This window comes from Pseudaminobacter soli (ex Li et al. 2025), assembly GCF_029892515.1.
In the GTDB taxonomy this organism is placed as follows: domain Bacteria; phylum Pseudomonadota; class Alphaproteobacteria; order Rhizobiales; family Rhizobiaceae; genus Pseudaminobacter; species Pseudaminobacter soli_A.
In genome coordinates, this window is record NZ_JARXVF010000015.1 from 1 (window position 1) to 22,596 (window position 22,596).

The following is a 22,596-nucleotide window of genomic DNA, read 5'->3' on the forward strand; positions in this document are numbered from 1 at the left end:
CTTGATTTCGTCAACCAGGGCTTCTCAGAAGCGAACTTCCTCGCCGCCAGCGGCGCACCGCCCTCGTTGTTGAGGCGTATATAGGCCCCACCCTCTCAAACTGTCAACGCCAATCTGCTCCCCGTTTGAACTTTTTACGACACAAAGCGCATAACCCAGCAAAACCTTGCGGAAGGTCGGAGCGGGCCGCAACTTATCCCCAGCGGGGCCCACGCCGAGCCCTAATGCAGCCCCAATCGAGGTCTCTCTCTTACCTAACGCAGGTCAATTTCCGGCCTCGCGCGCGTTCCTTGATTGGGGGACCGCTTCTATAAGGAGCGCCAACGGGGGGAGCTTTCGTTGACTTACACCGCCGCGGCAGGCAATTGTCGCGGCCATAAGTTTGAACCGGTGCGATCAGGGACGGGATAAGCCACCGCTCTTCATGCAGGATGTGGACAAAGCCATAGCCGAACTCGGCAATGAGTCGCCGCTGATCGCGGACGGCCGCAGTGGACCGCCCGATCGGCGCGAGGTCTCTGCGCGTTGGCTGTCGGGCACTTTCCTGACGGGCGTGACCTCCAGCGTCCTGATGGGCGTGGCGCTGTTTGCCGCCCTCGACGGCCGCGAGCAGCTGGCAACCCCGCCCGAGATCGCCGAACTTGCGGCCATGAGCACGGGTAGCGACGACGGCGGCCAGAACGCCAAGGCCGATCGCCTCGTCCAGCCGCGCCAGATCGCCCGGGCGAAAGACCGCCGGCGCATGGAAGTCTCCATGTCCAGTCGTATCGGCGACCGCGACGTGGTCCGCACCGTTCCCTTCGTCCAGATCAAGATGGCGCTCGCCGCCGGCTACAAGACCAGCCGCTCCTATCCGCCCTTCGATCCGCTCGACGTCTTCGCCGAGGACGGCGCGGCCCAGACCGCAGCCCCCGCCGGACAGATCTACGGCGTGAAGGTCGAAAGCGAGATGAGCCTGAAGACGGTGGATTTCCCGATGGAGTCCGCCGCCTTCGACGAAAAGAGCGATCTCTCTGCCGACGAGGTGGAAGAAGTCGTGCGCACCACCGGCGCCATCCTCACCGATGGCGACGTGCAGGTGGCCGCCCTTCACTATGTCGACCCCGAGCGATTCGGCGATTCGCTCGCCACGCAGGCGCTGACCGGTTCCTATGGCGTGCGCATAGTTCCGGAGAACGTCTCGGTCACCAAGCGTAGTGCTGCCGACGATTCGGCAATGGCCTATGCCGAGGAGATCATCCCCTTCTCCGCCGAGCGCGAGATCGAGGATGCGCTGGCCGATTCAGGCTACACCGGCCAGGACGCCGCCGACATGGCCGAGGCCATTTCCAAGATGATGAACGGCTCGACGCTCAAGGCCGGCACCGTGCTTCGCGTCGGGCTGGAAGTGCGCGGCGACGAGGCCTGCATCGTGCGCACCAGCGTCTATGACCGCACCCAGCACATATTGACCATCGCGCTGAACGATCAGCACCAATATGTGACGACCAACGAGCCCGACCCCAATCCGGAACTGCTGACCGCCTTCGACGATTCGGCGCCGACGGTTGCGCGCGGCAATCTGCCGAGCGTCTATGACGGCATCTATCGGGCGGCCTTCTCCTACGGCATGTCCAAGGACATGACCAAGCAGCTCATCAAGCTTTTGGCTTCGGATGTCGACTTCCAGTCGCGCCTCAATTCGTCCGACCGGCTCGAAGTGCTTTTCTCCGAGCCCAATGGCGACGACCAGGCTTCCGACGATTCGCAACTTCTCTACGTGTCCGCCACCTTCAGCGGCACGACGCGGAACTTCTACCGGTTTCAGCTGAACGACGGCAGCTTCGACTATTTCGACGAGGAAGGCCGCAGCTCCAAGCAGTTCCTGCTGCGCAACCCCCTGCCCAACGGCACCTTCCGCTCGGGCTTTGGCGCGCGGCGCCATCCTATCCTCGGCTACACGCGCATGCATACCGGCGTCGACTGGGCAGCCCCCACCGGCTCGCCTATCATCGCCGCGGGCAACGGCGTCGTGGAAAAGGCCGGCTGGGCCGGTGGCTATGGCAAGCAGACCATCATTCGTCACCCCAACGGCTACGAGACCTCCTACAACCACCAGAGCGGTTTTGCCTCCGGCATCGTGCCCGGCGCCAAGGTGCGGCAGGGCCAGGTTATCGGCTATCTCGGCTCGACGGGCCTGGCGACCGGCCCGCACCTGCACTACGAGCTGATGGTCAACGGCACCAAGGTTGACCCGATGCGTGTACGCCTTCCGCTCGGCAAGGTGCTGAAGGGCGATGACCTCGTTGCATTCAAGGGCGAGCGCGAACGCATCGACGACCTGCTCAAGGAAGACAAGAAAACCGCCTCGCTGAAAGTGGCAAGCGCCAAGACCAGCGAGTAGAGCGCTTCAGCTCTTGCGATCCGGCCATGAAGGCTGCGTGAGCCAGGCCACCGCCACCGATGCCGCGCAAAGTGCGGCCGACACCCAGGCGATCACCTCAAAAGCCCGATTGGTCGCCTCGACCCGCAGGGCCTCGGTCTCGGGAGCCAGCGCTACTTGCGGCGCCGCGCCGAACTCCACGCCCGCCACCGGAGCGCCGAGCACGCCGGAAAACACCAGACCGGCAACCGCGCCAAGTGCGGCAACCGCCATCAGGCCGGCAGCGCGGGCAACCGCATTGTTCACGCCCGAGGCCAGGCCGGTATCGTCGTCCGAAACGGCCAGCATGACCGCCGCCGAAAGCGGCGAGACGATAATCGCCATGCCGAGCCCGTTGAGCAGAAGCACCGGAAAGGTGATCTCCCACAGCCGCATCATCGGCATGGTCAGCCCCAGCAGCGCATAAGACACGGTCATGATCGCCGCCCCCAGCGTCAGCGGCAGGCGCGGGCCCCAGCGATCCGCCAGCCGCCCCGAATATCCCGACAGCAGCGCGATGAACAGCGACAGCGGAAGGAACAGCAGGCTTGCCTGCCACTCCTTCGCGCCCCAGCCGGTGATCACCGTCATCGGCAGGAAGAACAGCACCGCGGTGAAGGCGAAGAATAGGAGCAGCGTGTAGACATTGGCGCCGGAGAAGATGCGTGAGCGGAAAAGCTGGAGTTTCACCATCGGCTGCCGCGTATGGCTTTCCCAGAGAATGAAGCCAGCAAAGAGCAGTGCTCCAATCAGCAGCCAAGCGCCGGGGCTGAGCAACTGCCCCTCGCTGGGAACGCCGAAGCTGGTCATCCCCCAGGCCAATATGCCCAGGCTAACGGTCGCCAGAATGGCGCCCGGTATGTCGAGCCGCCGCTTGGCCGAAGGCCGGTCGGCCGGCACGCGGGTCAGCAGCATCGCCAGCGTCACGATGCCGATCGGCACGTTGATGGCGAAGATCAGGCGCCACATCCAGGGTTCGCCGAACGACAGCACGACACCGCCGATGAACGGTCCCATAGCTGTAGCCAGCGAGGAATAGGCAGCCCACTGCCCGATCGCGGCGCCGCGTATGTCGGTCGGGTAGGCCTTGGCGATGATGGCGAGGCTGCCGGGCACCATGAAGGCCGCGCCGATTCCTTGCGCGGCGCGCATCAGGATCAGCGTCTCGGCATCGGCCGAAATCGCGCAAAGCAGCGACGTGACCATGAAGATGGCTATGCCGCCGGCAAAGATGTTGCGCACGCCAAAGACGTCGCCGGCCACCCCGCCGAGCAGCACCAGCGCGGATAGAAAGAGCATGTAAGCGTTGCTTATCCACTGCGCATCGATCAGCGTTGCGCCGAGATCGCTGCGGATGACCGGCATGGCGAGCGAGACGACGGAGCCGTCGATGAAGCCCATGCTCGATGCGAGGATCGCCGAGAGCATGACGAACCGGCGGCCTTGCGGCGGGCAAAAGGTTCGGGCCACCGCCGGCGCGGTGTCCATGGTCGAATCGGATGATCCCCGTGCAGACATCGCCGAAGTCTATGTCGGCGCAATTGTCGCTACTAGCCCCGCCATCCAGGCCTTTTTCGGCCTGGCGGCGTAGGAAAAACTCTATTCGGTGAACTCTACCGGCACGCCGGGGCTGACCAGCTTTGCGAGCTGCTCGGCATCCCAGTTGGTCAGGCGCACACAGCCATGGCTTTCGGTCTTGCCGATCTTGGATGGATCGGGCGTGCCGTGGATGCCGTAGGTCGGCTTGTCGAGCGCGATCCACACCGTACCGACCGGGCCGTTCGGCCCCGGCGGGATGGTGAGGATCTTGTCGTTGTTGCCCTGCTTGAAGTTCAGCTTGGGATTGTAGGTGTAGTTGGGGTTCAGCGCCACGCGGGTCACCGCATGGGTGCCCGTCGGCGACGGCGTGTCAGACGAGCCGATGGTAGCCGGGTAGGCTACAACCAACTTGCCGGCATCGTCATAGGCGCGGACCTGCTTGCGCGCCTTGTCGGCGATGATGCTTGCAACCTTGCTCGCGGCCTGCCGCTTCGTATTCGCCACCCGGATGATGGTGCCGGGGCGATTGAAATTCGCCCCCGGATTGAGCGCCTTCAGGTAGCCCTCGTCCATATGGAAGCGCGCGCCCAGCATTTGGAGCACCGAGGTGTAGCTCAGGTGATCGAGCTGTGCCTTCTGGCTGTAGTCGGAAGGCACCGACGCGACGAACGGGCCGGCCGCGTCTTCGGGCGTGATCGTGTAGTTGACGAACGGATCGCCGCCGGTGGCCGCGAGCTGCGCCTTGATCTCGGCCGTATCGGTCGATTTCAGGCTGACGCCGGTGATTTCGCGATAGGCAAGCAGGGCCTTGTCGACATTGCTGCCGAACTTGCCGTCGACGACGCCCGGCGAAGCCCCTGCCCTGTCCATCAGGATCTGGATGGAGGCCACGTCCTCGCGCGCCGTAAACGTCGTGGGCGGTTCGGTCACTGCGTTATCGTCGGCCGAAGGCGCCTCGATGATGGTCAGCTGCTCGGAATTGTCCGGCTGGCTCGCATCCGGATCGCCGAGCGGCGCACGCGTCACCGGTTCGCGCCGCACCACCTGCGGCCGCTGCGGATAGTTCGGATAGGACTGCTCGTCCGGGAATGCGCCGGGCGGCGGCGGGAAATGGTCCTGCCCCAGCGAATAATCCTGGTTGTCGTCCTCATAGGCCGGCGCGTCGGGATAGCGCTCGCGATAGCGACCGCGCGGCTGGCTGTCGGTCTCGTAGGAATAGTCGTCATAGTTGCGCTCGCGCGGCTGCGGGCGCACCGCGCGCTGGCCGTTGCGGCTGCCGATCACGCCACGCGGCGGCTGAACGGCGATGATCTCTCCGGTATAGGAATCAACGATGATGCGGTTGCCCTTGCCGTCGAAATAGACCTGGACGTCGCCCGACTGCGCCAGCTGCACGCCTGCATCGGCTCGTTTGCTGATTCGCGCCGCCTCGACGACGCGCATGTCAGGTGCCGCGGCTTCGGCGGCATAGGCCCAAAATCCGGCCGCAACCGCCGCAAGAAAACCAATCCTGCTGATCATATTCGCCAAATTTCCCCGGTACGAAGCTGCTCCCTCGGCAGCCCTCCGCATATAATTCGATTGTCCAATCGCCCGCCTAACGGTTCTCACATGAACCGGGCATGAAAATGGCCGCCCGGAGGCGGCCATCTGTCTGCGATTATCCGCCTGGCCTCAGGCGGCCTTTTCTTCTTCCACCGGCTTTGCCGCCTTGGTGCGGAAGTTCAACCTGTCGGAGCCGGCGGTGATCTTCACCGTCGATCCGTCGAGGATGTCGCCCATCAGGATCTTCTCGGCCAGCGGATCCTGCAGTTCCTTCTGCATCACTCGCTTCAGCGGCCGCGCGCCATAGGCCGGGTCGTAACCCTTGTTGGCCAGCCACTCGATCGCCTCGTGATCGAGCTGCAGCGTGATCTTGCGGTCGACGAGCAGCTTCTCCAGCCGCTTGAGCTGGATCTCGACGATCTTGTCCATGTCCTGACGGCGCAGGCGGTGGAACAGGATCACCTCGTCTATGCGGTTGAGGAACTCCGGCCGGAACGACGACCTGACCACGGCCATGACCTCGTCGCGGACCTTGTCGACATCCTCATGCTCGCCAAGGCCGACCAGATATTCGGCACCCAGGTTGGAGGTCATGATGATCAGCGTGTTGCGGAAGTCGACCGTGCGGCCCTGTCCGTCGGTCAGGCGACCGTCGTCCAGCACCTGCAAGAGCACGTTGAAGACATCCGGATGCGCCTTCTCGATCTCGTCGAATAGCACGACTTGATAGGGCCGGCGCCGCACCGCTTCGGTGAGCACGCCGCCTTCCTCATAGCCGACATAGCCCGGAGGCGCGCCGATCAGCCGGGAGACCGAGTGCTTCTCCATGAACTCCGACATGTCGATGCGCACCAGCGCGGTGTCGTCGTCGAACAGGAAGGAAGCCAGCGCCTTGGTCAGCTCGGTCTTGCCCACGCCCGTGGGGCCGAGAAACATGAACGAGCCGATCGGCCGGTTCGGGTCCTGCAAGCCGGCGCGGGCACGGCGAACCGCCTTGGACACGGCCTGCACAGCCTCGCCCTGGCCGACGACGCGCTTGGCCAGCTCGTCTTCCATCCTGAGCAGCTTCTCGCGCTCGCCTTCCATCATCTTGTCGACCGGAATGCCGGTCCAGCGGGAGACGATGTGGGCGATCGTGTCGGGCGTCACGGTTTCCTGCACCATGCCGCCCTTGCCGTCCTTGTCCTGCGACTCGGCTTCCTGCAGCTGGCGTTCGAGATCAGGGATCTTGCCATAGGCAAGCTCGCCGGCGCGCTGGAACTCGCCCTTGCGCTGGGCAATCGCCAGTTCGTTGCGCGCATCCTCGAGCTGCTTCTTGAGGTCGGCGGCCAGGCCGAGCTTCTGCTTCTCCGCCTGCCATTTGGCAGTCAGAGCGTCGGATTCTTCCTCCAGCGAGGCCAGATCAGTCTCGAGCCGGGCGAGCCGGTCCTTGGACGCCTCGTCTTTTTCGACGCGCAGCGCCTCGCGCTCGATCTTCAGCTGCATGATGCGGCGGTCGATCTCGTCCAGCGCCTCGGGCTTGGAATCGACCTGCATCCTCAGCCGCGACGCGGCCTCGTCCACCAGGTCGATCGCCTTGTCGGGCAGGAAGCGGTCGGAGATGTAGCGATTGGACAGGGTCGCTGCCGAAACCAGCGCCGAGTCCGAGATCCGCACCTTGTGGTGCTGCTCGTACTTCTCCTTCAGGCCGCGCAGGATCGAAATTGTGTCCTCCACGGTCGGCTCGTCGACGAACACCGGCTGGAAGCGGCGGGCAAGCGCCGCATCCTTCTCGATATATTTGCGATACTCGTCGAGCGTGGTTGCGCCCACGCAGTGCAACTCGCCGCGCGCCAGTGCGGGCTTCAAGAGGTTCGACGCATCCATCGCGCCGTCGGCCTTGCCGGCGCCGACCAGCGTGTGCATCTCATCGATGAACAGGATGATGCCGCCGGCAGCCGAGGTGACTTCCGAAAGCACCGCCTTCAGGCGCTCCTCGAACTCGCCGCGATATTTCGCGCCGGCAATCAGCGCGCCCATGTCGAGCGCCATCAGCTGCTTGTCCTTCAGCGATTCGGGCACGTCGCCATTGACGATGCGCAGCGCGAGGCCTTCGGCGATCGCCGTCTTGCCGACGCCTGGCTCACCGATCAGCACGGGATTGTTCTTGGTACGCCGCGACAGCACCTGGATGGTGCGGCGGATTTCGTCGTCGCGGCCGATGACCGGGTCGAGCTTGCCGGCGCGGGCGTCGGCGGTCAGGTCGCGTGCATATTTCTTCAGAGCGTCATAGCCCTGCTCCGCGCTCGCCGAATCGGCGGTGCGTCCCTTGCGGATCTCGTTGATCGCCTGGTTCAGCGCCTGCGGCGTCACACCGGCCTTGGCGAGAATCTCGGAGGTCTTGGCCGACTTCTCCATGGCGAGCGCCTGCAGCAGGCGTTCGACCGTGACAAAGCTGTCGCCGGCCTTCTGGGCCAGGTCCTCGGCAGTCGAAAAAACCTTGGCGAGCGGCTGGGCCATGTAGAGCTGGCCATTTCCGCCCTCGACCTTCGGCAGCGCGTCGAGCGCTGCTTCGACGCCGAGCTTGGCGTCGCGGACGCGGCCGCCGGCGCGCTCGATCAGCGACGCGGCAAGGCCTTCGTCTTCATCGACGAGCACCTTCAGGATATGCTCAGGCGTGAACTGCTGGTTGTTTCGGGAAAGGGCAAGCGTCTGGGCCGACTGGATGAATCCCCGCACCCGCTCGGAATATTTCTCTAAGTTCATATCTGTCTCCTTCCATCACCGGCCCGCTTTGCGGCACCGGATCAGATTGCGGTGACGAACCCCCTCCGGAGAGCCGGGCTCATTTCCAGCCAGATATGGGTATGCGCGGAATTTCCTCAAGACGGATTTTCTGGCCGCGCAAACAAAAACGGCGGAGACCTGATTCTCCGCCGTTCATCGTTCTGATTATCCGTACCGGATCAGCCGTTGGCGGCTGCCAGAGCCGTGTCGTCACCCGAACCATCGGTTGCCGCAGCTTCGCCGCCGGCAGCTTCGGCCGCCTGCTCGCGGCGCGGACGACGGCCGCGACGCGGTGCTGCGGCCTTTTCCTCGGACGGCTCTGCGGTCTCGGCCGTGCCGCCGTTAGCTTCCGCCGCCGTTTCCGGCTGCGGCTGATCGACGGGCTGGGACTGTGACTGCACCTGCATGGGGCTAGGGCGGCGCCCGCGACCACGGCCGCGGTTGTCGCCACGATGGCCGGCATTGTCAGCCGGCACTTCGTTGCTGAGCGCGACCTCGGCGGGCATGCCTTCAATCACCGGCTGCGGGCCCGAACCATTGTTCACGACCGGCGCTGCGACCTGCTCCGGCGCCGCTGCCGGGGCGCTTTGCTGCTGCCCACCGCTTGGTTGAACGCTGCCGGCATTGTTGCCGTCAAACTCTTCGCGATCCTGATCGTCGTCGTCGAAGTCGTCGTTGCGATTGTTCTGGAACTGCTGCACCTGCGCCTGTGCGGCTGCGATGATGCGGTTGTAGTGCTCGGCGTGCTGCAGATAGTTTTCCGCCATCACGCGGTCGCCGGCGCTTTGCGCGTCCCGGGCGAGGGTCGCGTATTTCTCGGCGATCTGCTGGGCGGACCCGCGAATCTTGACGTCCGGACCGTTGCTCTCGTAGTTGCGCGTAAGCGGATTAGGTCCTTTGCGGCCATTGTTGTTGTTATTGTTATTGTTGCCGCCGCCGCCATTGTTACGGCCGCGCATACGCCTGTTCTGCTGTTGTGGCCTCATCCGACTCTCTTCATTTTGAAAAAGTTCCGCGAGCGGGGCGCGTCAGCGGCCAGCCGTCTCGTGGTGTTCCGACGGTATTCGCCCGCATTGCTTGCGTTGGCGTCACGTACCATTCCGTTCCGGTCTCATGTCACTTGCCGGGTGATCCCCGCACGAAGCAAAAGCGTCGTCTACGCAAGAAGGCAGTTTTGTTCCAAGGGAACCGAATCGATAACAGCACTGCCTGCTTCGTCTCATCCGGTATTTCGAACCTAGCGGCATTCCCGAGAGTTGCCAAGTACTTTTTCGATCTACTACAACGCTTTGATTCGGCGCTGGAAAAACAACGTCCGATCATTTCCCGCAAGGTCATTTCCAGCTGCGAGAAGTTCAAATCCGGCCAGGCCGAAAATGTCCGTTACACTTGTTCTCTGATCGAACCCGATTTCCAAGGCGACTTTGCCGCCAGCTTCCAGATATGCCGCAGCCCCGGCGGCGATCACGCGATAAGCGTCGAGACCATCATCCCCACCATCAAGGGCAAGAACCGGATCGAAGCCCCGCACTTCGCGCTGGAGAGCGCCAATATCCGTGTTCTTTATATAAGGCGGGTTTGAGACGATTAAATGGAAACGCCCGGAAATTTTTGAGAACCAGTCAGATTCGACCGTTTCAAAGCGATCGGAGAGCCCAAGCTGCTCGGCATTGCGCCGCGCGGTCGCCAGCGCGCCCGGGGCGACATCGGCGCCGACGGCCGTTGCCTGCGGTACCTGGCTCAGAAGCGCGAGCGGGATGGCTCCCGTTCCGGTGCCGAGATCGAGGATGCGGCAAATGCCCTCCCGCTCCGCCGTCTCGTGCACGAAAGGCAGCACCAGATCGACGAGTGTCTCGGTATCGGGGCGCGGCTCGAGCGTCTCCGGCGACAGGAAGAGCTTCAGGCCATAGAACTCGCGGAAGCCCAGGATGCGATGCACCGGCTCGCCCGCAATGCGGCGGGCAAGCGCTGCTTCGATTTCGGCCAGGACGGATGGCGTGAGCTCGCGGTCGGGTGAGGTGATCGCGTCGGTGCGGGTCGTGCCGGTAAAATGTTCGACGATCAGCCGCGCATCGAGTCCGGCGTCTTCGATACCGGCGGTGGCGAGCCGGAGCCGCGCGGCGCGCAGCAGTCCGCCCAGGGTAGCCGGGGTAGCCGTCGCGCCGGTCTCGGTCATATGCGTTGCCTTGCTCAGCTTTCCGAAAACTCGGCCAGGAGCTTCGACTGGTGGTCGGAAATCAGCGCGTCGACGATCTCGTCCATCTCGCCCATCATCACCCGGTCGAGCTTGTAGAGCGTCAGGTTGATGCGGTGGTCGGTCACGCGGCCCTGCGGAAAATTGTAGGTACGGATGCGCTCGGAGCGGTCGCCCGACCCCACCTGCGCCTTGCGCGATTCGGAACGCTCGGCATCGGCCTTCGAGCGTTCCATGTCGAACAGGCGGGCACGCAGGATCTGCATGGCGCGCGCGCGGTTCTGGTGCTGCGATTTTTCCGCCTGCACCACCATGATGCCGGTGGGCAGGTGGGTAATTCGCACCGCCGAATCGGTGGTGTTGACGTGCTGGCCGCCCGAGCCCGAGGCGCGCATCGTGTCGATGCGGATGTCCTCCGCCCGGATCTCGATGTCCACCTCTTCGGCTTCCGGCAGCACGGCCACCGTCGCCGCCGAGGTGTGGATGCGGCCGCTGCCTTCCGTTTCCGGAACGCGCTGGACGCGATGCACGCCCGATTCATATTTCAGCTTGGCGAACACGCCCTTGCCCGAAACGGTGGCGATGATTTCCTTGAAGCCGCCCACCTCGCCCTCGCTGGTCGAGGCCACTTCCATGCGCCAGCCCTGCTCGGCCGCGAAGCGCTCATACATGCGGAACAGATCGCCCGCGAACAGCGCGGCCTCGTCGCCGCCGGTGCCGGCGCGGATTTCGAGGATGGCGTTCTTCTCGTCGGCCGCGTCCTTGGGCAGCAGCAGGATCTGGATCTCCTTCTGCAGCCCTTCGATCTTGTCCTCCACCGCCGGCAATTCGCCTTCGGCTAGCGCGCGCATCTCGGCATCGGTGCCCTTGTCGGAGAGCATCGCCTCGAGGTCGACCACCTCCTGCTCGGCCGCGCGCAGCTCGCGGATCTTGCCGACCATCTCCTGGATGTCCGCATATTCCGAAGCCATCTTCACATAGGCATCCGGATCGGGGCCGGCCGCCATCTGCGCTTCGAGCATGTCGAAACGCTTGACTACCTGGTCCATGCGGTCGCGGGGCAGATTGATCATAGGCATTGATACTCGACTGGATTCACGTCAGCAGGCCGTCCTCACGTGAATCTCAAAGCGGGATGGCGTGGTCGTCGGCAAAGGTCTGCAAGAGCGCGCGCATCGGCAGGTCTACGCGCGGCCCGCCGAGATTGTCCTCGAGGAACGCCTTGATCTCGTTCACCGGCAACTCGGTCAGCATCGCCTTCACCGGGCCGATCGCGGCCGGCGACATCGAGATGGCGCGGTAGCCGAGCCCGATCAGGGCCATGGCCGAAATCGGCTTGCCGGCAAGCTCGCCGCACAGCGTCACCGGCGTATGGTTGCGCCGGCCGGCATCCGCGATGTGCTTCAGCACGCGCAGGAACGGCACCGACAGCGGATCGAACCGGTCCGCAAGCTGGGTGTTGCCCCGATCCGTCGCCATGACGAACTGGAACAGGTCGTTCGAGCCGACAGAGACGAAATCCACCGACTTCATCAGCTCGTCGATCTGCCACAGCAGCGAAGGCACCTCGACCATGGCGCCGACCTTGAGGCTGGTCGGCAACAGATGCGCAAAGCGGGAGAGATGGCGCACCTCGCGGTCGATGATTTCGCGCGCCTGCGCGATTTCGCCAAGCTCCGTCACCATAGGCAGCATCAGCTTGAGCTCGCGCCCGCCGGCCGCTTTCAGCAGCGCGCGAACCTGCGAGCGCAGCAGGCCAGGCCGGTCGAGCGTCAGGCGGATGGCGCGCCAGCCGAGTGCGGGGTTTTCCTCATGCGCGGTGTTCTTGAAGTAGGGCAGCACCTTGTCGCCACCGATATCGATGGTGCGGAAGGTCACGGGCTTGCCCTCCGCAGCGTCGAGCACGTCTCGATATAGCCCCTCCTGCGCCTCGGCGCGTGGGAAGGTCGAAGCCACCATGAACTGCAGCTCGGTGCGGAACAGGCCGATGCCGCCCGCGCCGGCTTCCGCCAGCTGCGGCAGGTCGACCATCAGCCCGGCATTGATCAGGAGGTCGACATGCACGCCGTCCTTGCTCTTGGAAGGCTTGGTGCGCAGCTCGCGATAAAGTTCCTGCCGGCGGGCGCGGAACCGCACCTTCTCGGCATAGGCAGCCTCGACATCCGCCTGCGGACGCAGGTGCAGCGTGCCGTCCTCGCCGTCGACGATGATGGCGTCGCCGTTTTCGGCCATCGACACCGCGCCCTTGGCCTGACCGACCACCGGAATGCCCATGGCGCGCGCGACGATGACGACATGGCTGGTGGCCGCGCCGTCCTCAAGAACCAGGCCGCGCAGCTTGTCGCGCGGATAGTCGAGCATTTCGGCCGCGCCCATCGAGCGCGCGATGATGATCGCGTCCTTGGGCAGCATGGCAGCGACGTCTTCCGGCGCGCGGCCCATCAGCTGGCGCAGCAGCCGGTTGGCGAGATCGTCGAAATCGCTCATCCGCTCGCGCAGATAAGGATCGGTCATGTGGATCATGCGCGCGCGGGTGTCGCTCTGCACCTTTTCCACGGCCGCTTCTGCCGTCAGGCCGTTGCGGATCGCCTCTTCCAGCCGGCGCACCCAGCCGCGGTCGTTGGCGAACATGCGGTAGGCTTCCAGCACCTCGCGGTGCTCGCCCTCGAAGGCCACTTCGCGGCGCTCCAGCATGTCGTCGATCGACAGCCTGAGCGAGCCGAGCGCCAGCTCGAGCCGGCGCAGTTCCTGCTCGCTGTTCTCGTTGAACAGGTTCGTCACCACGATGCGCGGCTCGTGCAGCACTACGTGGCCGAGCCCGACGCCATCGTTGAAGGCGTGACCCTTGATGGTCGCCGAACGCCGCAGGTCGAGCTCCAGGCCACCGTAGCGTGACAGCCGCGCCAGATCGCCGGTGGCGATCATCTCGGCGATCACCATGGCGGTGGTCTCCAGCGCCTCGACCTCCTCGTCGCGATAGTGGCGCTTGGTGCGGTTCTGCACGACCAGAACGCCCAGCGTGCGCCCTGCCCTCAACACCGGCACGCCGAGGAAGGCATGGTAGATCTCCTCGCCCGTTTCGGGGAGGTAGGCGAAGGCCGGGTGTTCCTGCGCGTTGGAAAGGTTGAGCGGTCTTGCGCTTGCGGCGATGGTGCCGACCAGGCCCTGGCCGAGCCGCAGCTGGGCAAGGTGGACCGATCCGGGATTGAGGCCTTCGGTGGCGTAGAGTTCGAGCACCGAGTCGGCGCGCAGCACGTAGAGCGAGCAGACTTCCGCCACCATGTTCTGGGCAATGTCGCGCACGATACGGTCGAGCCGCTCCTGCGGCTCGAGCGGCTCTGCCATGAGCTCGCGGAGCCGTTTCAACAGAACGCGGGGACCGCCAGCCGTGTCACGCATCAGGCGTCGCTCCAAAATATTGTTGGCCGGCGTGCATTGTGCCACACGCCGGTTAACACGCGGGACGAAAAATCGTCTGTCTACTGCTTATCGAGCCCGTAGACGGAATGCAAAGTACGAACGGCGAGTTCAGTATAGGGGCCGTCGATCAGGATCGAGATCTTGATCTCGGAAGTGGTGATCGCACGGATGTTGATGCCCTTGTCGGCCAGCGCCTTGAAGGCGGTGGCGGCAACGCCAGCGTGGCTGCGCATGCCGATGCCGATGACCGACACCTTGGCCATGCCCTCGTCGTGCTGCACGGCGTCGAAGCCGATCTCGGAATTGATCTTCTCGAGCACGGCCAGCGCCTTGGAGACATCGCCCGACGGCACGGTGAAGGTCATGTCGGTCGACTTGCCGTCCTCGGAGATGTTCTGGACGATCATGTCGACATTGATGTTGGCTTCGGCCAACGGACCGAAGATGCCGGCGGCGACGCCCGGCCGGTCGGCGACGCGGCGCAGCGAAATCTGGGCCTCATCCTTGGCGTAAGCGATTCCGGTGACGACCTGCTGTTCCACGATTTCTTCCTCGTCGCAAATAAGCGTTCCGGGCGGATTGTCGAAATCCCCCATTCCAGGCGCATTCGGGTCCTCGAAGGAGGAGCGCACGAAGGTGCGCACGCGGTGCACCATGGCAAGCTCGACCGAGCGCACCTGCAAGACCTTGGCGCCGAGCGAGGCCATTTCGAGCATTTCCTCGAAGGAGATCTTGCTCATGCGCCGCGCCTTGGGCTCGATGCGCGGGTCGGTAGTATAGACCCCGTCGACATCGGTGTAGATATCGCAGCGGTCGGCCTTCACGGCGGCGGCGATCGCCACCGCGCTGGTGTCGGAGCCGCCGCGGCCGAGCGTGGCAATGCGGTTGTCGGGCCCAATGCCCTGGAAGCCGGCGATGACGGCGACCTGGCCCATCTTGAAGCGCTCGACCAGGAACGAACCGTCGATATCGAGGATGCGGGCGGCGCCATGGGCATTGTCGGTGCGGATCGGGATCTGCCAGCCCTGCCAGGAGCGGGCGTCGACGCCGATGTTCTGCAAGGTAATTGCCAGTAGACCTGCGGTGACCTGCTCGCCCGAGGCGACCACGGCGTCATATTCGCGCGCGTCGTGCATCGGCGAGGCTTCACGGGTCCAGGCAACCAGCTCGTTGGTCTTGCCGGACATGGCCGAAACGACCACGGCAACCTCGTGGCCGGCATCGACCTCGCGTTTGACATGGAGGGCCACATTGCGGATGCGGCTGATGTCGGCGACGGAAGTTCCGCCGAATTTCATCACAATACGCGCCATGGAAACCGGTCGCCCTTCACACTGTCCCCAGGGCCTGTCACAGGCACCGGAAAATCCAAACGATAGCGCCGCGGAATCCGGGGCGCCAAGTCGCGGCCTCCATAGCCAAAAGCTCGCTGTTTCGCAAGTCGCGCATTGCCGCGGCCGATATGCGGCAAAGCATTGCACGGGCAGTCACCGCAGCGCCCGTCACCTCCCCCGCAAAGGCGCGTTTCATGTCGGAACCCGCGGCGCTAAATCGTCTTTCAAAGGTTCGAGATCAGATAGGGAGCAAACGCGATGGAACACCCGGTCGTGCATTTCGAAATCATCGGCAAGAACCCGGCCAGGCTGCGCATTTACTATGGCAATCTGTTCGGCTGGCAGTTCGATACCAGTTCGCTCGTTGCCGAGGCGATTTCCGAACCGTCGGACTACGGTTTCATCCAGCGCATCGCCACCAGCGACGGCGCCGGCATTGCCGGCGGGATCGGCGGTGGCAGCGGCTATGAAGGCCATGTGATCTTCTATGTCGGCGTGCCCGATGTCGAAGCTGCGCTGCAGAGGGCCGAAAGCCTTGGCGGCACGCGCCGCCTGGGTCCGATCCGCTCGCCCAACGGCACTCTTGTGGTTGGTCACTTTGAGGACCCCGAAGGACACTTGATCGGGGTCGCCGGCCCGGCCTGATCGGGCAATACCCGCCGCCACCACTTCGTCATCCTCGTTGCGCCGGCCCGCCCCACTTCGTCATCCTCGGGCCGGAGCATGAGCGCAGCGAAGTGCGCAGGACCCGGGGATCCATGCCGGTCGATTGAAGCTGCCACGGCGGCGCAGACACTGCCGCCCCCGATCGCAACACGGTTTGTGGATGAATTCACGGCACTGCCTGCGCCAACCATTTGAAATCATTGATCCGCAAACAAAACCGCAGCCTCTTTCATCCCCCACTTTCCCACCTCCCGCATAATCACGCGCATCGGCCTCAGCGGGAACACGGGTCATGAACCGGATGAGCGTGGAGGGCGACGATGTCCGGGCTGGTGGCGCTAACGGTGGCGCTGCTGGGCGATGAGCCCCCAAGTCCGGGCCTAGGGAGCGGCTGGCCGCGCGAATGCGGAGGCGAACGAACCGGGCAAGCGCATCGAACGGGCGGTCGTGGAGACCGCAGATACTACTTAGATGAGCGCGTTTCCCGACCGCCCGTCTTCCCAGGTTCTTTGAAATGGCCAGACGGTGAAAACCGGGCGTGGCGATGAATAGGTGCGTCCTTCGAGACGGCGCTTCGCGCCTCCTCAGGATGAGGAAGGCCGGCGCCACCGCAACCCCGGGAGGCGGGTGCCTCATGGTGAGGTGTGAGCCCGCAGGGCGAGCCTCGAACCACGAGGGCGGGCTGAAACGCGCGACTATTCCTGCCCCAGGAAAGCCGGGCGGCCGCCACAAAGCACCCCGCAAAAAATGGTGCCTTGACAATCCGCGTCGCACCGCCGACTTCCTTGGAGTGAAGGAGACGAGACATGCCCGAAGCAACACGATCGACGATCGACACCGCAGAGGTGGAACGCTTTTCGGCCCTCGCCGCCGAATGGTGGAACCCCAACGGAAAATTCCGCCCGCTGCACAAGTTCAACCCCGTGCGGCTGGCCTATGTGCGCGACCAGGTGGCCGCGCGTTTTGGCCGTGATTCGCATCAGGCGCGCCCGTTCGAGGGCCTGCGCATCCTCGACATCGGCTGCGGCGGCGGCCTATTGTGCGAACCGATGGCCCGGCTGGGCGCCGAGGTCGTGGGCGCCGACGCCTCCGAGACCAATATCGAGGTGGCCAAGCTGCACGCGGCCGAATCCGGCGTGAAGGTGGACTATCGCGCCACCACGGCCGAGGCGCTGGCCGACGCCGGCGAGAAATTCGACGTCGTGCTCAACATGGAAGTGATCGAGCACGTTTCGGACCCGCAGCTCTACATCACCAAATGCAGCGAGCTGGTGAAGCCGGACGGCATCATGTTCGTGGCCACCATCAACCGCACGCTGAAGGCGCTGGGCCTGGCCATTTTGGGCGCCGAATATGTCCTGCGCTGGCTCCCGCGCGGCACGCACCAATACAGCAAGCTGGTGCGGCCCGAGGAACTGGAGCAGTACTTGTCCAATGCCGGCATGATGATCATCGACCGCGCCGGCGTCTCCTACAACCCGCTTGCCGACCGCTGGCAGCGCTCCAGGGACATGGACGTCAACTACATGGTGCTGACGGAAAAGCGGCGGGTTGCCTGACAGGTTCCGGCTACGTTAGGCCGCCCGCAACTGCGCTTTGGTGGTCATGACCAGCCCGATGGAGATCAGCACCGCTCCAAGCCAGGTTTCGAGCCGGTAGCTTTCGCCCAGGAACAGCATGCCGGAGATCAGGCCGATTGCCGCGGCGACATAGCCGATCTGACTGAGATAGACCGGCCCGCCCACCGCCTGCAGGCGGAAGAAGACGGCAAACATCGCCGACGAGACGATCACCTGCGCCACGACCAGCCAGGGCACGACGGCGAGCGGGGCGAAAAGACCGCTGCCGGCGCTGGACGCGGCCGCTACGAAAAGCATCACCGCCGCCGCAAGATGGCTCCCCGCAGCAAGCTGGATCGGCCCGCTGCCCTTCGGCCAGTCCACCGTGCGATAGACATTGCCGACCGCCAGGCTGACCGGGATGAGCAGGCCGGCGGCAACCCAGATCGGGTCGGCGGGCTGGCTCGCCTCCCCGCGCGTCGTGGCGACCACCAGCGCCCCGACGAAGCCGACGCCGATGCCGGCAAGGCCCAGCATGCTCGGCCGGCGCAGTTTCAGCATCAGCGAAAACGCCAGCGTGAACAGCGGCGACATGGTGAACATGATGCCGGTGAAGCCGACGCCGAGATGCGGGATGGAAGCGAAGAGCAAGAGGTTCGGGATCGCATAGGACACCGCCGCCACCACGACGAAATAGCGAAGCTTGCGTCGGTCCAGCCCGAGGCTGCCGCCGTTCATCAGCAGCGCCGACAACAGCACCGCGCCCGCGCCGAAGGAAATGACAAAAGCCCAGATGGCCGGCGGAATCCCGGCCGCCGTCGCCAGTTTGCCGAACGGCAGGGTGAGACCCAGCAACAAGCCGTTGACGAGCAGGAGGCCGATGGCCGAGTTCCACAGAGCTTTCATCGCGCGTCCCTAATCAATTTGAGCGCGATCTGACGGGAAAAACGGCAGAGACGAATGCGCCAGAAGGCGGGAATGTGAGGGGCAACGAAAGTGGCCCGCCCGGAACCCGAGGTCGGGCAAGCCAGCCGGCATGAGCTCAGTTGCGGTCGTCCGGGAAGACCGGCAGCGGCATGAAGTCCACGCCGTCGTCGGCAAGGCTCTTGGCCTCCTCCGGCGTTGCCTCGCCATAGATGCCGCGCGCCTCGGTCTCGCCGAAATGAATCTTTCGCGCCTCTTCGGCGAACTTCTCGCCGACATAGTCCGCATTCTCGCGGACCTTTTCCGACAGCGCCTTGAGCTGCGCCAACGCCTCGCGCTGCTGCGCATTTACGGCAAGCGCGATCTTCTCCTGCTTGCGGCTGGTGGAAACGGCAGGCGCCATCAGCGCCTTTTCGATCCTGTGCGAGCCGCAAACCGGGCAGCCGACGAGCTTGCGCTTCTTCTGCGCCTCGAAATCGTCATTGCTGCGGAACCACCCTTCGAACTCGTGGGCGCTCTCGCAGGTAAGCGAAAAACTGATCAAGACGCGGCTCCCCGCAGCGGCTCTCCCTCGCCCGCCGTCACGGAACTGACGGAGAACTCGCGTGCATTCTTCAGATTGGGGATCTTGCCGCGCGCGGCGGCCGACAGCGAGGTGTCGATCTCGGCGACGATCACGCCCGGCTCTTCATGGTCGGCCTCGGCGAGGACCCTGCCCCACGGATCGACGATGATCGAATGGCCATAGGTCTCGCGGCCGTCTTCGTGCTTGCCGCCTTGCGCGGCTGAGATCATGTAGGCGCCGTTCTCGATGGCGCGGGCGCGCTGCAGCACATGCCAATGCGCCTCGCCGGTCTGGCGCGTGAAGGCGGCCGGAGCGGTGATCACATTGGCACCGGCCAGGGCCTCGGCACGGAAGAGCTGCGGGAAGCGCACGTCGTAGCAGATGCCAAAGCCCAGCTTTGCGAACGGCAGGTCGGCGACGACCGCCTGCGTGCCCGGCTCATAGGCGGAGGATTCGCGCCAGCTCTCGCCATTGTCGAGATCGACGTCGAACATATGGATCTTGTCGTAGGTGGCAACGGTCTTGCCTTCGGGCGAAAGCAGCAGCGCCCGGTTGGCCAGCTTGCCGTCCTCGCGCACGATCGCGGTGGAGCCGACATGAATGTAGATGCCAAGTTCGCGCGCAAGCCGCGCGGCGGTTGCGGCGATGAGATCCTTGTCCTCTGTGGTGAAGGCCGCCTCCCGGGCTTCGGCGTCGCGCACCATTGCCCCGGTCATTTCCGGCGACTGCACATAGGTCGCGCCCTTGGCGGCCGCCTCTCGCACCAGTGCCTCGAACGTCTCGGCATTCTTCTTCGGATCGGTGCCCGACCGCATCTGGATTGCGGCTGCCTTGAATTTGCTCATGATCGTCTCCTCGGGGATCGGCGCTTATGCCAGCGTTCCGGTGGCAAGCAGGCTGTCGAGCCGCCCCTGCGCATCCAGGTCATGCAGATCGTCGCAGCCGCCGACATGGAAGCTACCGACAAAAATCTGCGGGAAGGTAAACCGGCCCGAGCGCTCGATCATTTCCTGCCGCAGTTCCGGCGCGGAGGTCGCATCGCGCTCGTCAAAGGCGACACCCTTCTTTTCGAGCAAACGCTTGGCGGCGCTGCAATAGCCGCACATGGCACGGGTATAGATCGTTACATCGACCATCATCAACGTTCCCGGCGCATTCCGTCCTGTTCGAGGGTTCCCTCCGATCAAGCGAAAATGCGCAAACAAATCAAGCCACCGGCGCGCGACATGCCCTGAAAGGGAGCATCCCGCGCGCCGGCTATCGAGAGTCTATATAGTCTCTGCCTTGCCGGGCCGGAAGTCCCCCGGCAGAACGCGCGCGAAAGTCAGCACATCGACAGCGCTGGCCCCACCCTTCTTCAGCGCCTTTGCCACGGCGCCGACGGTCGCCCCGGTGGTGTAGACGTCGTCGATCACCAGAACCCGCCGACCCCGGACCTCGATGTCGCGTTCCGGCGGCACGCGGAATGCGGCACGCACATTGTCCTCGCGTTCGGACCCTGCAGCCCCACCTGCTGGCGCGTGACCTTGACGCGGACCAGCGCCATCGGCGCAAAAGGCAGGTCCGAGAGCTTTGCCACCACGCGGCCAAGCTCGGCCGACTGGTTGAAGCGCTGATGCAGGAAGCGTCGCCAATGCAGCGGCACCGGCACCACGACATCGGCATCGGCCACCAGTTCCGCGCCGGCGCGCAGCATCCAGCGCGCCATCCATGGCGCCAGATGCGTGCGGTCGGAATATTTCAGGCCCTGCACCAATTGGCGCGCCACCCCCGAATAGGAAACGGCGGCCCGCGCCCGCTCGAAAGGCGGGGGATTGGCAATGGCCTCGGCAGACAGGAATCCAGCCCCCATATCATGGGTGAAGGGCGTGCCCATCACCTCGCACCAGGGCTTTTCGAGAAAGCGTAGCTGCGGCCAGCAATGCGCACAGAGGGAGCCCGGCTGCGAGACATGCCGCCGGCAGCCGGCACAGACCGGCGGAAACAGCAGGCGCGCCGGCCAATCCAGCGCAGCAAGGGCAAGGCTCTTGAATTGCGGCATCGGATCGGCCACGAGGTTCAGGCTGCTTTACCGACCATAGGCCGGGGGCAACCACAACATCAAGGATTTCGGCATTGCAACCGCTGTTCGACACCAAGCTCCTGATCGCGCGCAAGCGCCGAGCCCTCGCGCGTCCCGTTGCTGGCGCCGACTTCCTGCTGGCTCGCGTGGCAGAGGAGCTTTCCGACCGGCTGGCAACGGTCGAGCGCCGCTTCGAAAATGCCGTTGCCACATTCTGCGTCACGCCCGCTGCGCGCGATGCGATGCTGGCGAGCGGCAAGACAGAAAATGTGCTGCGCATCGAGGCCGATGCGGCCTTTCTGGGAACGGATGACGGGCTGGTCGCGACGCCTGAAACCTTGCCGCTCGAGCCTGAGAGCGTCGACCTGGTGGTTTCGCTTCTGGCATTGCAGGAAGTGAACGACATTCCCGGCATGCTGATCCAGACGCGCCGGGCGCTGAAGCCGGACGGGCTGTTCCTAGCGGCCATGGCCGGCGCCGACACGCTGACGGAACTGCGCGAAAGCCTGCTTGCGGCCGAAACCGAGCTGTTCGGTGGAGTGAGCCCCCGTGTCAGTCCCTTCACCGACGTGCGCGACGCTGGCGCGTTGCTGCAACGCTCGGGCTTTGCGCTGCCGGTCGCCGACATCGATACGGTGACGGTGCGCTACGACCACATGTTCGCGCTGATCAGGGATTTGCGTGCCATGGGCGCAACCAATGCCTTGATCGACCGCTCGCGCCGGCCGGCAACGCGCGCGCTTTTCGCGCGTGCGGCCGAAATCTATTCCGAACGCTTTTCGGATCCGGACGGGCGCGTGCGCGCCACCTTCTCTTTCGTATGGTTGTCGGGCTGGGCTCCGCACGCCTCGCAGCAGAAGCCGCTCAAGCCGGGATCGGCGCAGGTTTCGCTGGCTCAGGTTCTGGACGAACGCAAGGAGAAGTGAGCCGCAAGAGCGGCCCGGGCCTACTAGCCGCCGCTGCCAAACGCCTCGACGAGCTTGCTGTCAGTGTTGGTGAACAGGAAGTCTATCGCGTCGCTGGCTTTGCCGACCCCGGCAACGATCGTCAGCGACAGGACCGCGACAATCAACCCGTATTCGATGGCGGTGGCGCCGCGCTGGTCTTTTAGGAATCGCCTGATGAATGATCGCATCGGTTCTCTATCCCTTTGCCGCGACCATAAGGACAAGCCATTAAGAAAGGTTAACGGAACAGCCTTAACGGTGGGTGAACCAGCAAAAATCGCCTCTAGGAACATAAAAAGTTTCGCGTACTTGTGAAAGATCCGTCAGCAGTTGCCGCGGCGGGCGTCGTTCTCGCGAATGATGCAGACGGCGTTAGGCGAGGCTTGCAGCACGCTGCGCCGGATCGTGTATTTGGTGGTACCTCCGCCGATCGAGCCGGTGGTGGTCATATCGAGGTTGGCTCGCGCTACCCGCGTGCGCATGCGGGAGTCCAGCAAGGGAACTGCCAGCAGGGCAAAGGCGACCGCGGCGGAACCGAACAACAGGGCAACACGCAGGGCTCCCATGCCGGCTTCCTCGATACTGAAACCGCGACCGCCGCGAACCAGTTCCCACTGCTCCTCGGGTTTCATCCGATCATCCCCTTGCGCCAGTCGCCGGCCATGCCAGCGTTT

Annotated in this window: 19 protein-coding genes and 1 pseudogene; 5 read left to right on the forward strand and 15 right to left on the reverse strand. The window is 64.4% G+C overall.

Going from position 1 to position 22,596, the window contains the following annotated elements; genetic code table 11:
* Positions 1–424: 424 nt before the first annotated feature.
* Positions 425–2,383 carry a M23 family metallopeptidase gene (locus M2281_RS28685; RefSeq protein ID WP_280824619.1) on the forward strand — a complete coding sequence of 653 codons (1,959 nt, stop codon included), beginning with the start codon at positions 425–427 and terminating at the stop codon, positions 2,381–2,383.
* 6 nt (positions 2,384–2,389) lie between these two features.
* Here the strand turns inward: M2281_RS28685 and M2281_RS28690 are convergent, their stop codons facing one another.
* Positions 2,390–3,802 (reverse strand): MFS transporter, encoded by a 1,413-nt coding sequence (locus M2281_RS28690; RefSeq protein WP_280824620.1) that lies wholly within the window; start codon positions 3,800–3,802, stop codon positions 2,390–2,392.
* On the opposite strand from M2281_RS28690, the gene M2281_RS28695 reads away from it, so the two are divergent.
* On the forward strand, positions 3,792–3,992 hold the full coding sequence (locus M2281_RS28695; protein WP_280824621.1) for a hypothetical protein: 201 nt from the start codon (positions 3,792–3,794) through the stop codon (positions 3,990–3,992). The two genes, M2281_RS28690 and M2281_RS28695, sit on opposite strands and share 11 nt — an antisense overlap.
* 8 nt (positions 3,993–4,000) lie before the next feature.
* Here the strand turns inward: M2281_RS28695 and M2281_RS28700 are convergent, their stop codons facing one another.
* From M2281_RS28700 to M2281_RS28730, 7 genes are all read right to left on the reverse strand, one after another.
* Positions 4,001–5,461, reverse strand: a complete 1,461-nt coding sequence (locus M2281_RS28700) for a L,D-transpeptidase family protein (protein WP_280824622.1) — start codon at positions 5,459–5,461, stop codon at positions 4,001–4,003.
* Between the two features lie 153 nt (positions 5,462–5,614).
* Positions 5,615–8,230 carry an ATP-dependent chaperone ClpB gene (gene clpB, locus M2281_RS28705; protein WP_280824623.1) on the reverse strand — a complete coding sequence of 872 codons (2,616 nt, stop codon included), beginning with the start codon at positions 8,228–8,230 and terminating at the stop codon, positions 5,615–5,617.
* A 200-nt stretch (positions 8,231–8,430) separates the two neighbouring features.
* Entirely contained in the window at positions 8,431–9,237 is an 807-nt protein-coding gene (locus tag M2281_RS28710; RefSeq protein WP_280824624.1) for a DUF4167 domain-containing protein, read from the reverse strand.
* A 293-nt stretch (positions 9,238–9,530) separates the two neighbouring features.
* Entirely contained in the window at positions 9,531–10,427 is an 897-nt protein-coding gene (gene prmC, locus M2281_RS28715) for a peptide chain release factor N(5)-glutamine methyltransferase (protein ID WP_280824625.1), read from the reverse strand.
* A gap of 14 nt (positions 10,428–10,441) precedes the next feature.
* Positions 10,442–11,518, reverse strand: coding sequence for a peptide chain release factor 1 (gene prfA / locus M2281_RS28720; protein ID WP_280824662.1), 1,077 nt, complete (start codon positions 11,516–11,518; stop codon positions 10,442–10,444).
* Between the two features lie 52 nt (positions 11,519–11,570).
* Positions 11,571–13,844 (reverse strand): phosphoenolpyruvate--protein phosphotransferase, encoded by a 2,274-nt coding sequence (gene ptsP, locus M2281_RS28725; RefSeq protein WP_280824626.1) that lies wholly within the window; start codon positions 13,842–13,844, stop codon positions 11,571–11,573.
* 80 nt (positions 13,845–13,924) lie between these two features.
* A complete protein-coding gene (locus M2281_RS28730; protein ID WP_280824627.1) occupies positions 13,925–15,178 on the reverse strand; it encodes an aspartate kinase in 1,254 nt (417 codons plus the stop codon).
* A 279-nt stretch (positions 15,179–15,457) separates the two neighbouring features.
* On the opposite strand from M2281_RS28730, the gene M2281_RS28735 reads away from it, so the two are divergent.
* Both M2281_RS28735 and ubiG read left to right on the forward strand, forming a co-directional pair.
* The gene (locus tag M2281_RS28735; protein ID WP_280824628.1) at positions 15,458–15,844 is read left to right on the forward strand and encodes a VOC family protein; all 387 of its coding nucleotides are present in this window, start codon (positions 15,458–15,460) and stop codon (positions 15,842–15,844) included.
* A gap of 827 nt (positions 15,845–16,671) precedes the next feature.
* On the forward strand, positions 16,672–17,424 hold the full coding sequence (gene ubiG / locus M2281_RS28740) for a bifunctional 2-polyprenyl-6-hydroxyphenol methylase/3-demethylubiquinol 3-O-methyltransferase UbiG (protein WP_280824629.1): 753 nt from the start codon (positions 16,672–16,674) through the stop codon (positions 17,422–17,424).
* Positions 17,425–17,439: 15 nt separating this feature from the next.
* Here the strand turns inward: ubiG and M2281_RS28745 are convergent, their stop codons facing one another.
* From M2281_RS28745 to M2281_RS28765, 5 genes and pseudogenes are all read right to left on the reverse strand, one after another.
* Positions 17,440–18,330, reverse strand: coding sequence for a DMT family transporter (locus M2281_RS28745; RefSeq protein WP_280824630.1), 891 nt, complete (start codon positions 18,328–18,330; stop codon positions 17,440–17,442).
* Positions 18,331–18,466: 136 nt separating this feature from the next.
* The gene (locus M2281_RS28750; protein ID WP_280824631.1) at positions 18,467–18,892 is read right to left on the reverse strand and encodes a DUF1178 family protein; all 426 of its coding nucleotides are present in this window, start codon (positions 18,890–18,892) and stop codon (positions 18,467–18,469) included.
* Positions 18,889–19,758, reverse strand: coding sequence for a carbon-nitrogen hydrolase family protein (locus M2281_RS28755; RefSeq protein ID WP_280824632.1), 870 nt, complete (start codon positions 19,756–19,758; stop codon positions 18,889–18,891). The genes M2281_RS28750 and M2281_RS28755 overlap by 4 nt, the downstream gene beginning before the upstream one ends.
* A 24-nt stretch (positions 19,759–19,782) precedes the next feature.
* Positions 19,783–20,049: a glutaredoxin 3 gene (grxC, locus tag M2281_RS28760; RefSeq protein ID WP_280824663.1), complete on the reverse strand. Its 267-nt coding sequence runs from the start codon at positions 20,047–20,049 to the stop codon at positions 19,783–19,785.
* A 132-nt stretch (positions 20,050–20,181) separates the two neighbouring features.
* Positions 20,182–20,966: pseudogene (locus M2281_RS28765) on the reverse strand (ComF family protein).
* A 62-nt stretch (positions 20,967–21,028) separates the two neighbouring features.
* Between M2281_RS28765 and M2281_RS28770 the strand changes: the two are divergent.
* Positions 21,029–21,901: a methyltransferase domain-containing protein gene (locus M2281_RS28770; RefSeq protein WP_280824633.1), complete on the forward strand. Its 873-nt coding sequence runs from the start codon at positions 21,029–21,031 to the stop codon at positions 21,899–21,901.
* A 23-nt stretch (positions 21,902–21,924) separates the two neighbouring features.
* Here M2281_RS28770 and M2281_RS28775 read toward each other — a convergent pair whose 3' ends face one another.
* On the reverse strand, positions 21,925–22,110 hold the full coding sequence (locus M2281_RS28775; RefSeq protein WP_280824634.1) for a Flp family type IVb pilin: 186 nt from the start codon (positions 22,108–22,110) through the stop codon (positions 21,925–21,927).
* 135 nt (positions 22,111–22,245) lie between these two features.
* On the reverse strand, positions 22,246–22,554 hold the full coding sequence (locus M2281_RS28780) for a hypothetical protein (RefSeq protein ID WP_280824635.1): 309 nt from the start codon (positions 22,552–22,554) through the stop codon (positions 22,246–22,248).
* Positions 22,555–22,596 lie beyond the last annotated feature (42 nt).

What these genes read in the sequence shown, in the direction of transcription:
- ubiG (WP_280824629.1), top strand. Translation starts at nt 16,672, where the DNA reads ATGCCCGAAGCAACACGATCGACGATCGACACCGCAGAGGTGGAACGC.
- prfA (WP_280824662.1), bottom strand. Translation starts at nt 11,518, where the DNA reads ATGATCAATCTGCCCCGCGACCGCATGGACCAGGTAGTCAAGCGTTTC.
- M2281_RS28755 (WP_280824632.1), bottom strand. Translation starts at nt 19,758, where the DNA reads ATGAGCAAATTCAAGGCAGCCGCAATCCAGATGCGGTCGGGCACCGAT.
- M2281_RS28780 (WP_280824635.1), bottom strand. Translation starts at nt 22,554, where the DNA reads ATGAAACCCGAGGAGCAGTGGGAACTGGTTCGCGGCGGTCGCGGTTTC.
- M2281_RS28735 (WP_280824628.1), top strand. Translation starts at nt 15,458, where the DNA reads ATGGAACACCCGGTCGTGCATTTCGAAATCATCGGCAAGAACCCGGCC.
- M2281_RS28695 (WP_280824621.1), top strand. Translation starts at nt 3,792, where the DNA reads ATGAAGCCCATGCTCGATGCGAGGATCGCCGAGAGCATGACGAACCGG.
- M2281_RS28730 (WP_280824627.1), bottom strand. Translation starts at nt 15,178, where the DNA reads ATGGCGCGTATTGTGATGAAATTCGGCGGAACTTCCGTCGCCGACATC.
- clpB (WP_280824623.1), bottom strand. Translation starts at nt 8,230, where the DNA reads ATGAACTTAGAGAAATATTCCGAGCGGGTGCGGGGATTCATCCAGTCG.
- M2281_RS28775 (WP_280824634.1), bottom strand. Translation starts at nt 22,110, where the DNA reads ATGCGATCATTCATCAGGCGATTCCTAAAAGACCAGCGCGGCGCCACC.
- M2281_RS28690 (WP_280824620.1), bottom strand. Translation starts at nt 3,802, where the DNA reads ATGGGCTTCATCGACGGCTCCGTCGTCTCGCTCGCCATGCCGGTCATC.
- M2281_RS28710 (WP_280824624.1), bottom strand. Translation starts at nt 9,237, where the DNA reads ATGAGGCCACAACAGCAGAACAGGCGTATGCGCGGCCGTAACAATGGC.
- ptsP (WP_280824626.1), bottom strand. Translation starts at nt 13,844, where the DNA reads ATGCGTGACACGGCTGGCGGTCCCCGCGTTCTGTTGAAACGGCTCCGC.
- M2281_RS28685 (WP_280824619.1), top strand. Translation starts at nt 425, where the DNA reads ATGCAGGATGTGGACAAAGCCATAGCCGAACTCGGCAATGAGTCGCCG.
- prmC (WP_280824625.1), bottom strand. Translation starts at nt 10,427, where the DNA reads ATGACCGAGACCGGCGCGACGGCTACCCCGGCTACCCTGGGCGGACTG.
- M2281_RS28700 (WP_280824622.1), bottom strand. Translation starts at nt 5,461, where the DNA reads ATGATCAGCAGGATTGGTTTTCTTGCGGCGGTTGCGGCCGGATTTTGG.
- M2281_RS28745 (WP_280824630.1), bottom strand. Translation starts at nt 18,330, where the DNA reads ATGAAAGCTCTGTGGAACTCGGCCATCGGCCTCCTGCTCGTCAACGGC.
- grxC (WP_280824663.1), bottom strand. Translation starts at nt 20,049, where the DNA reads ATGGTCGATGTAACGATCTATACCCGTGCCATGTGCGGCTATTGCAGC.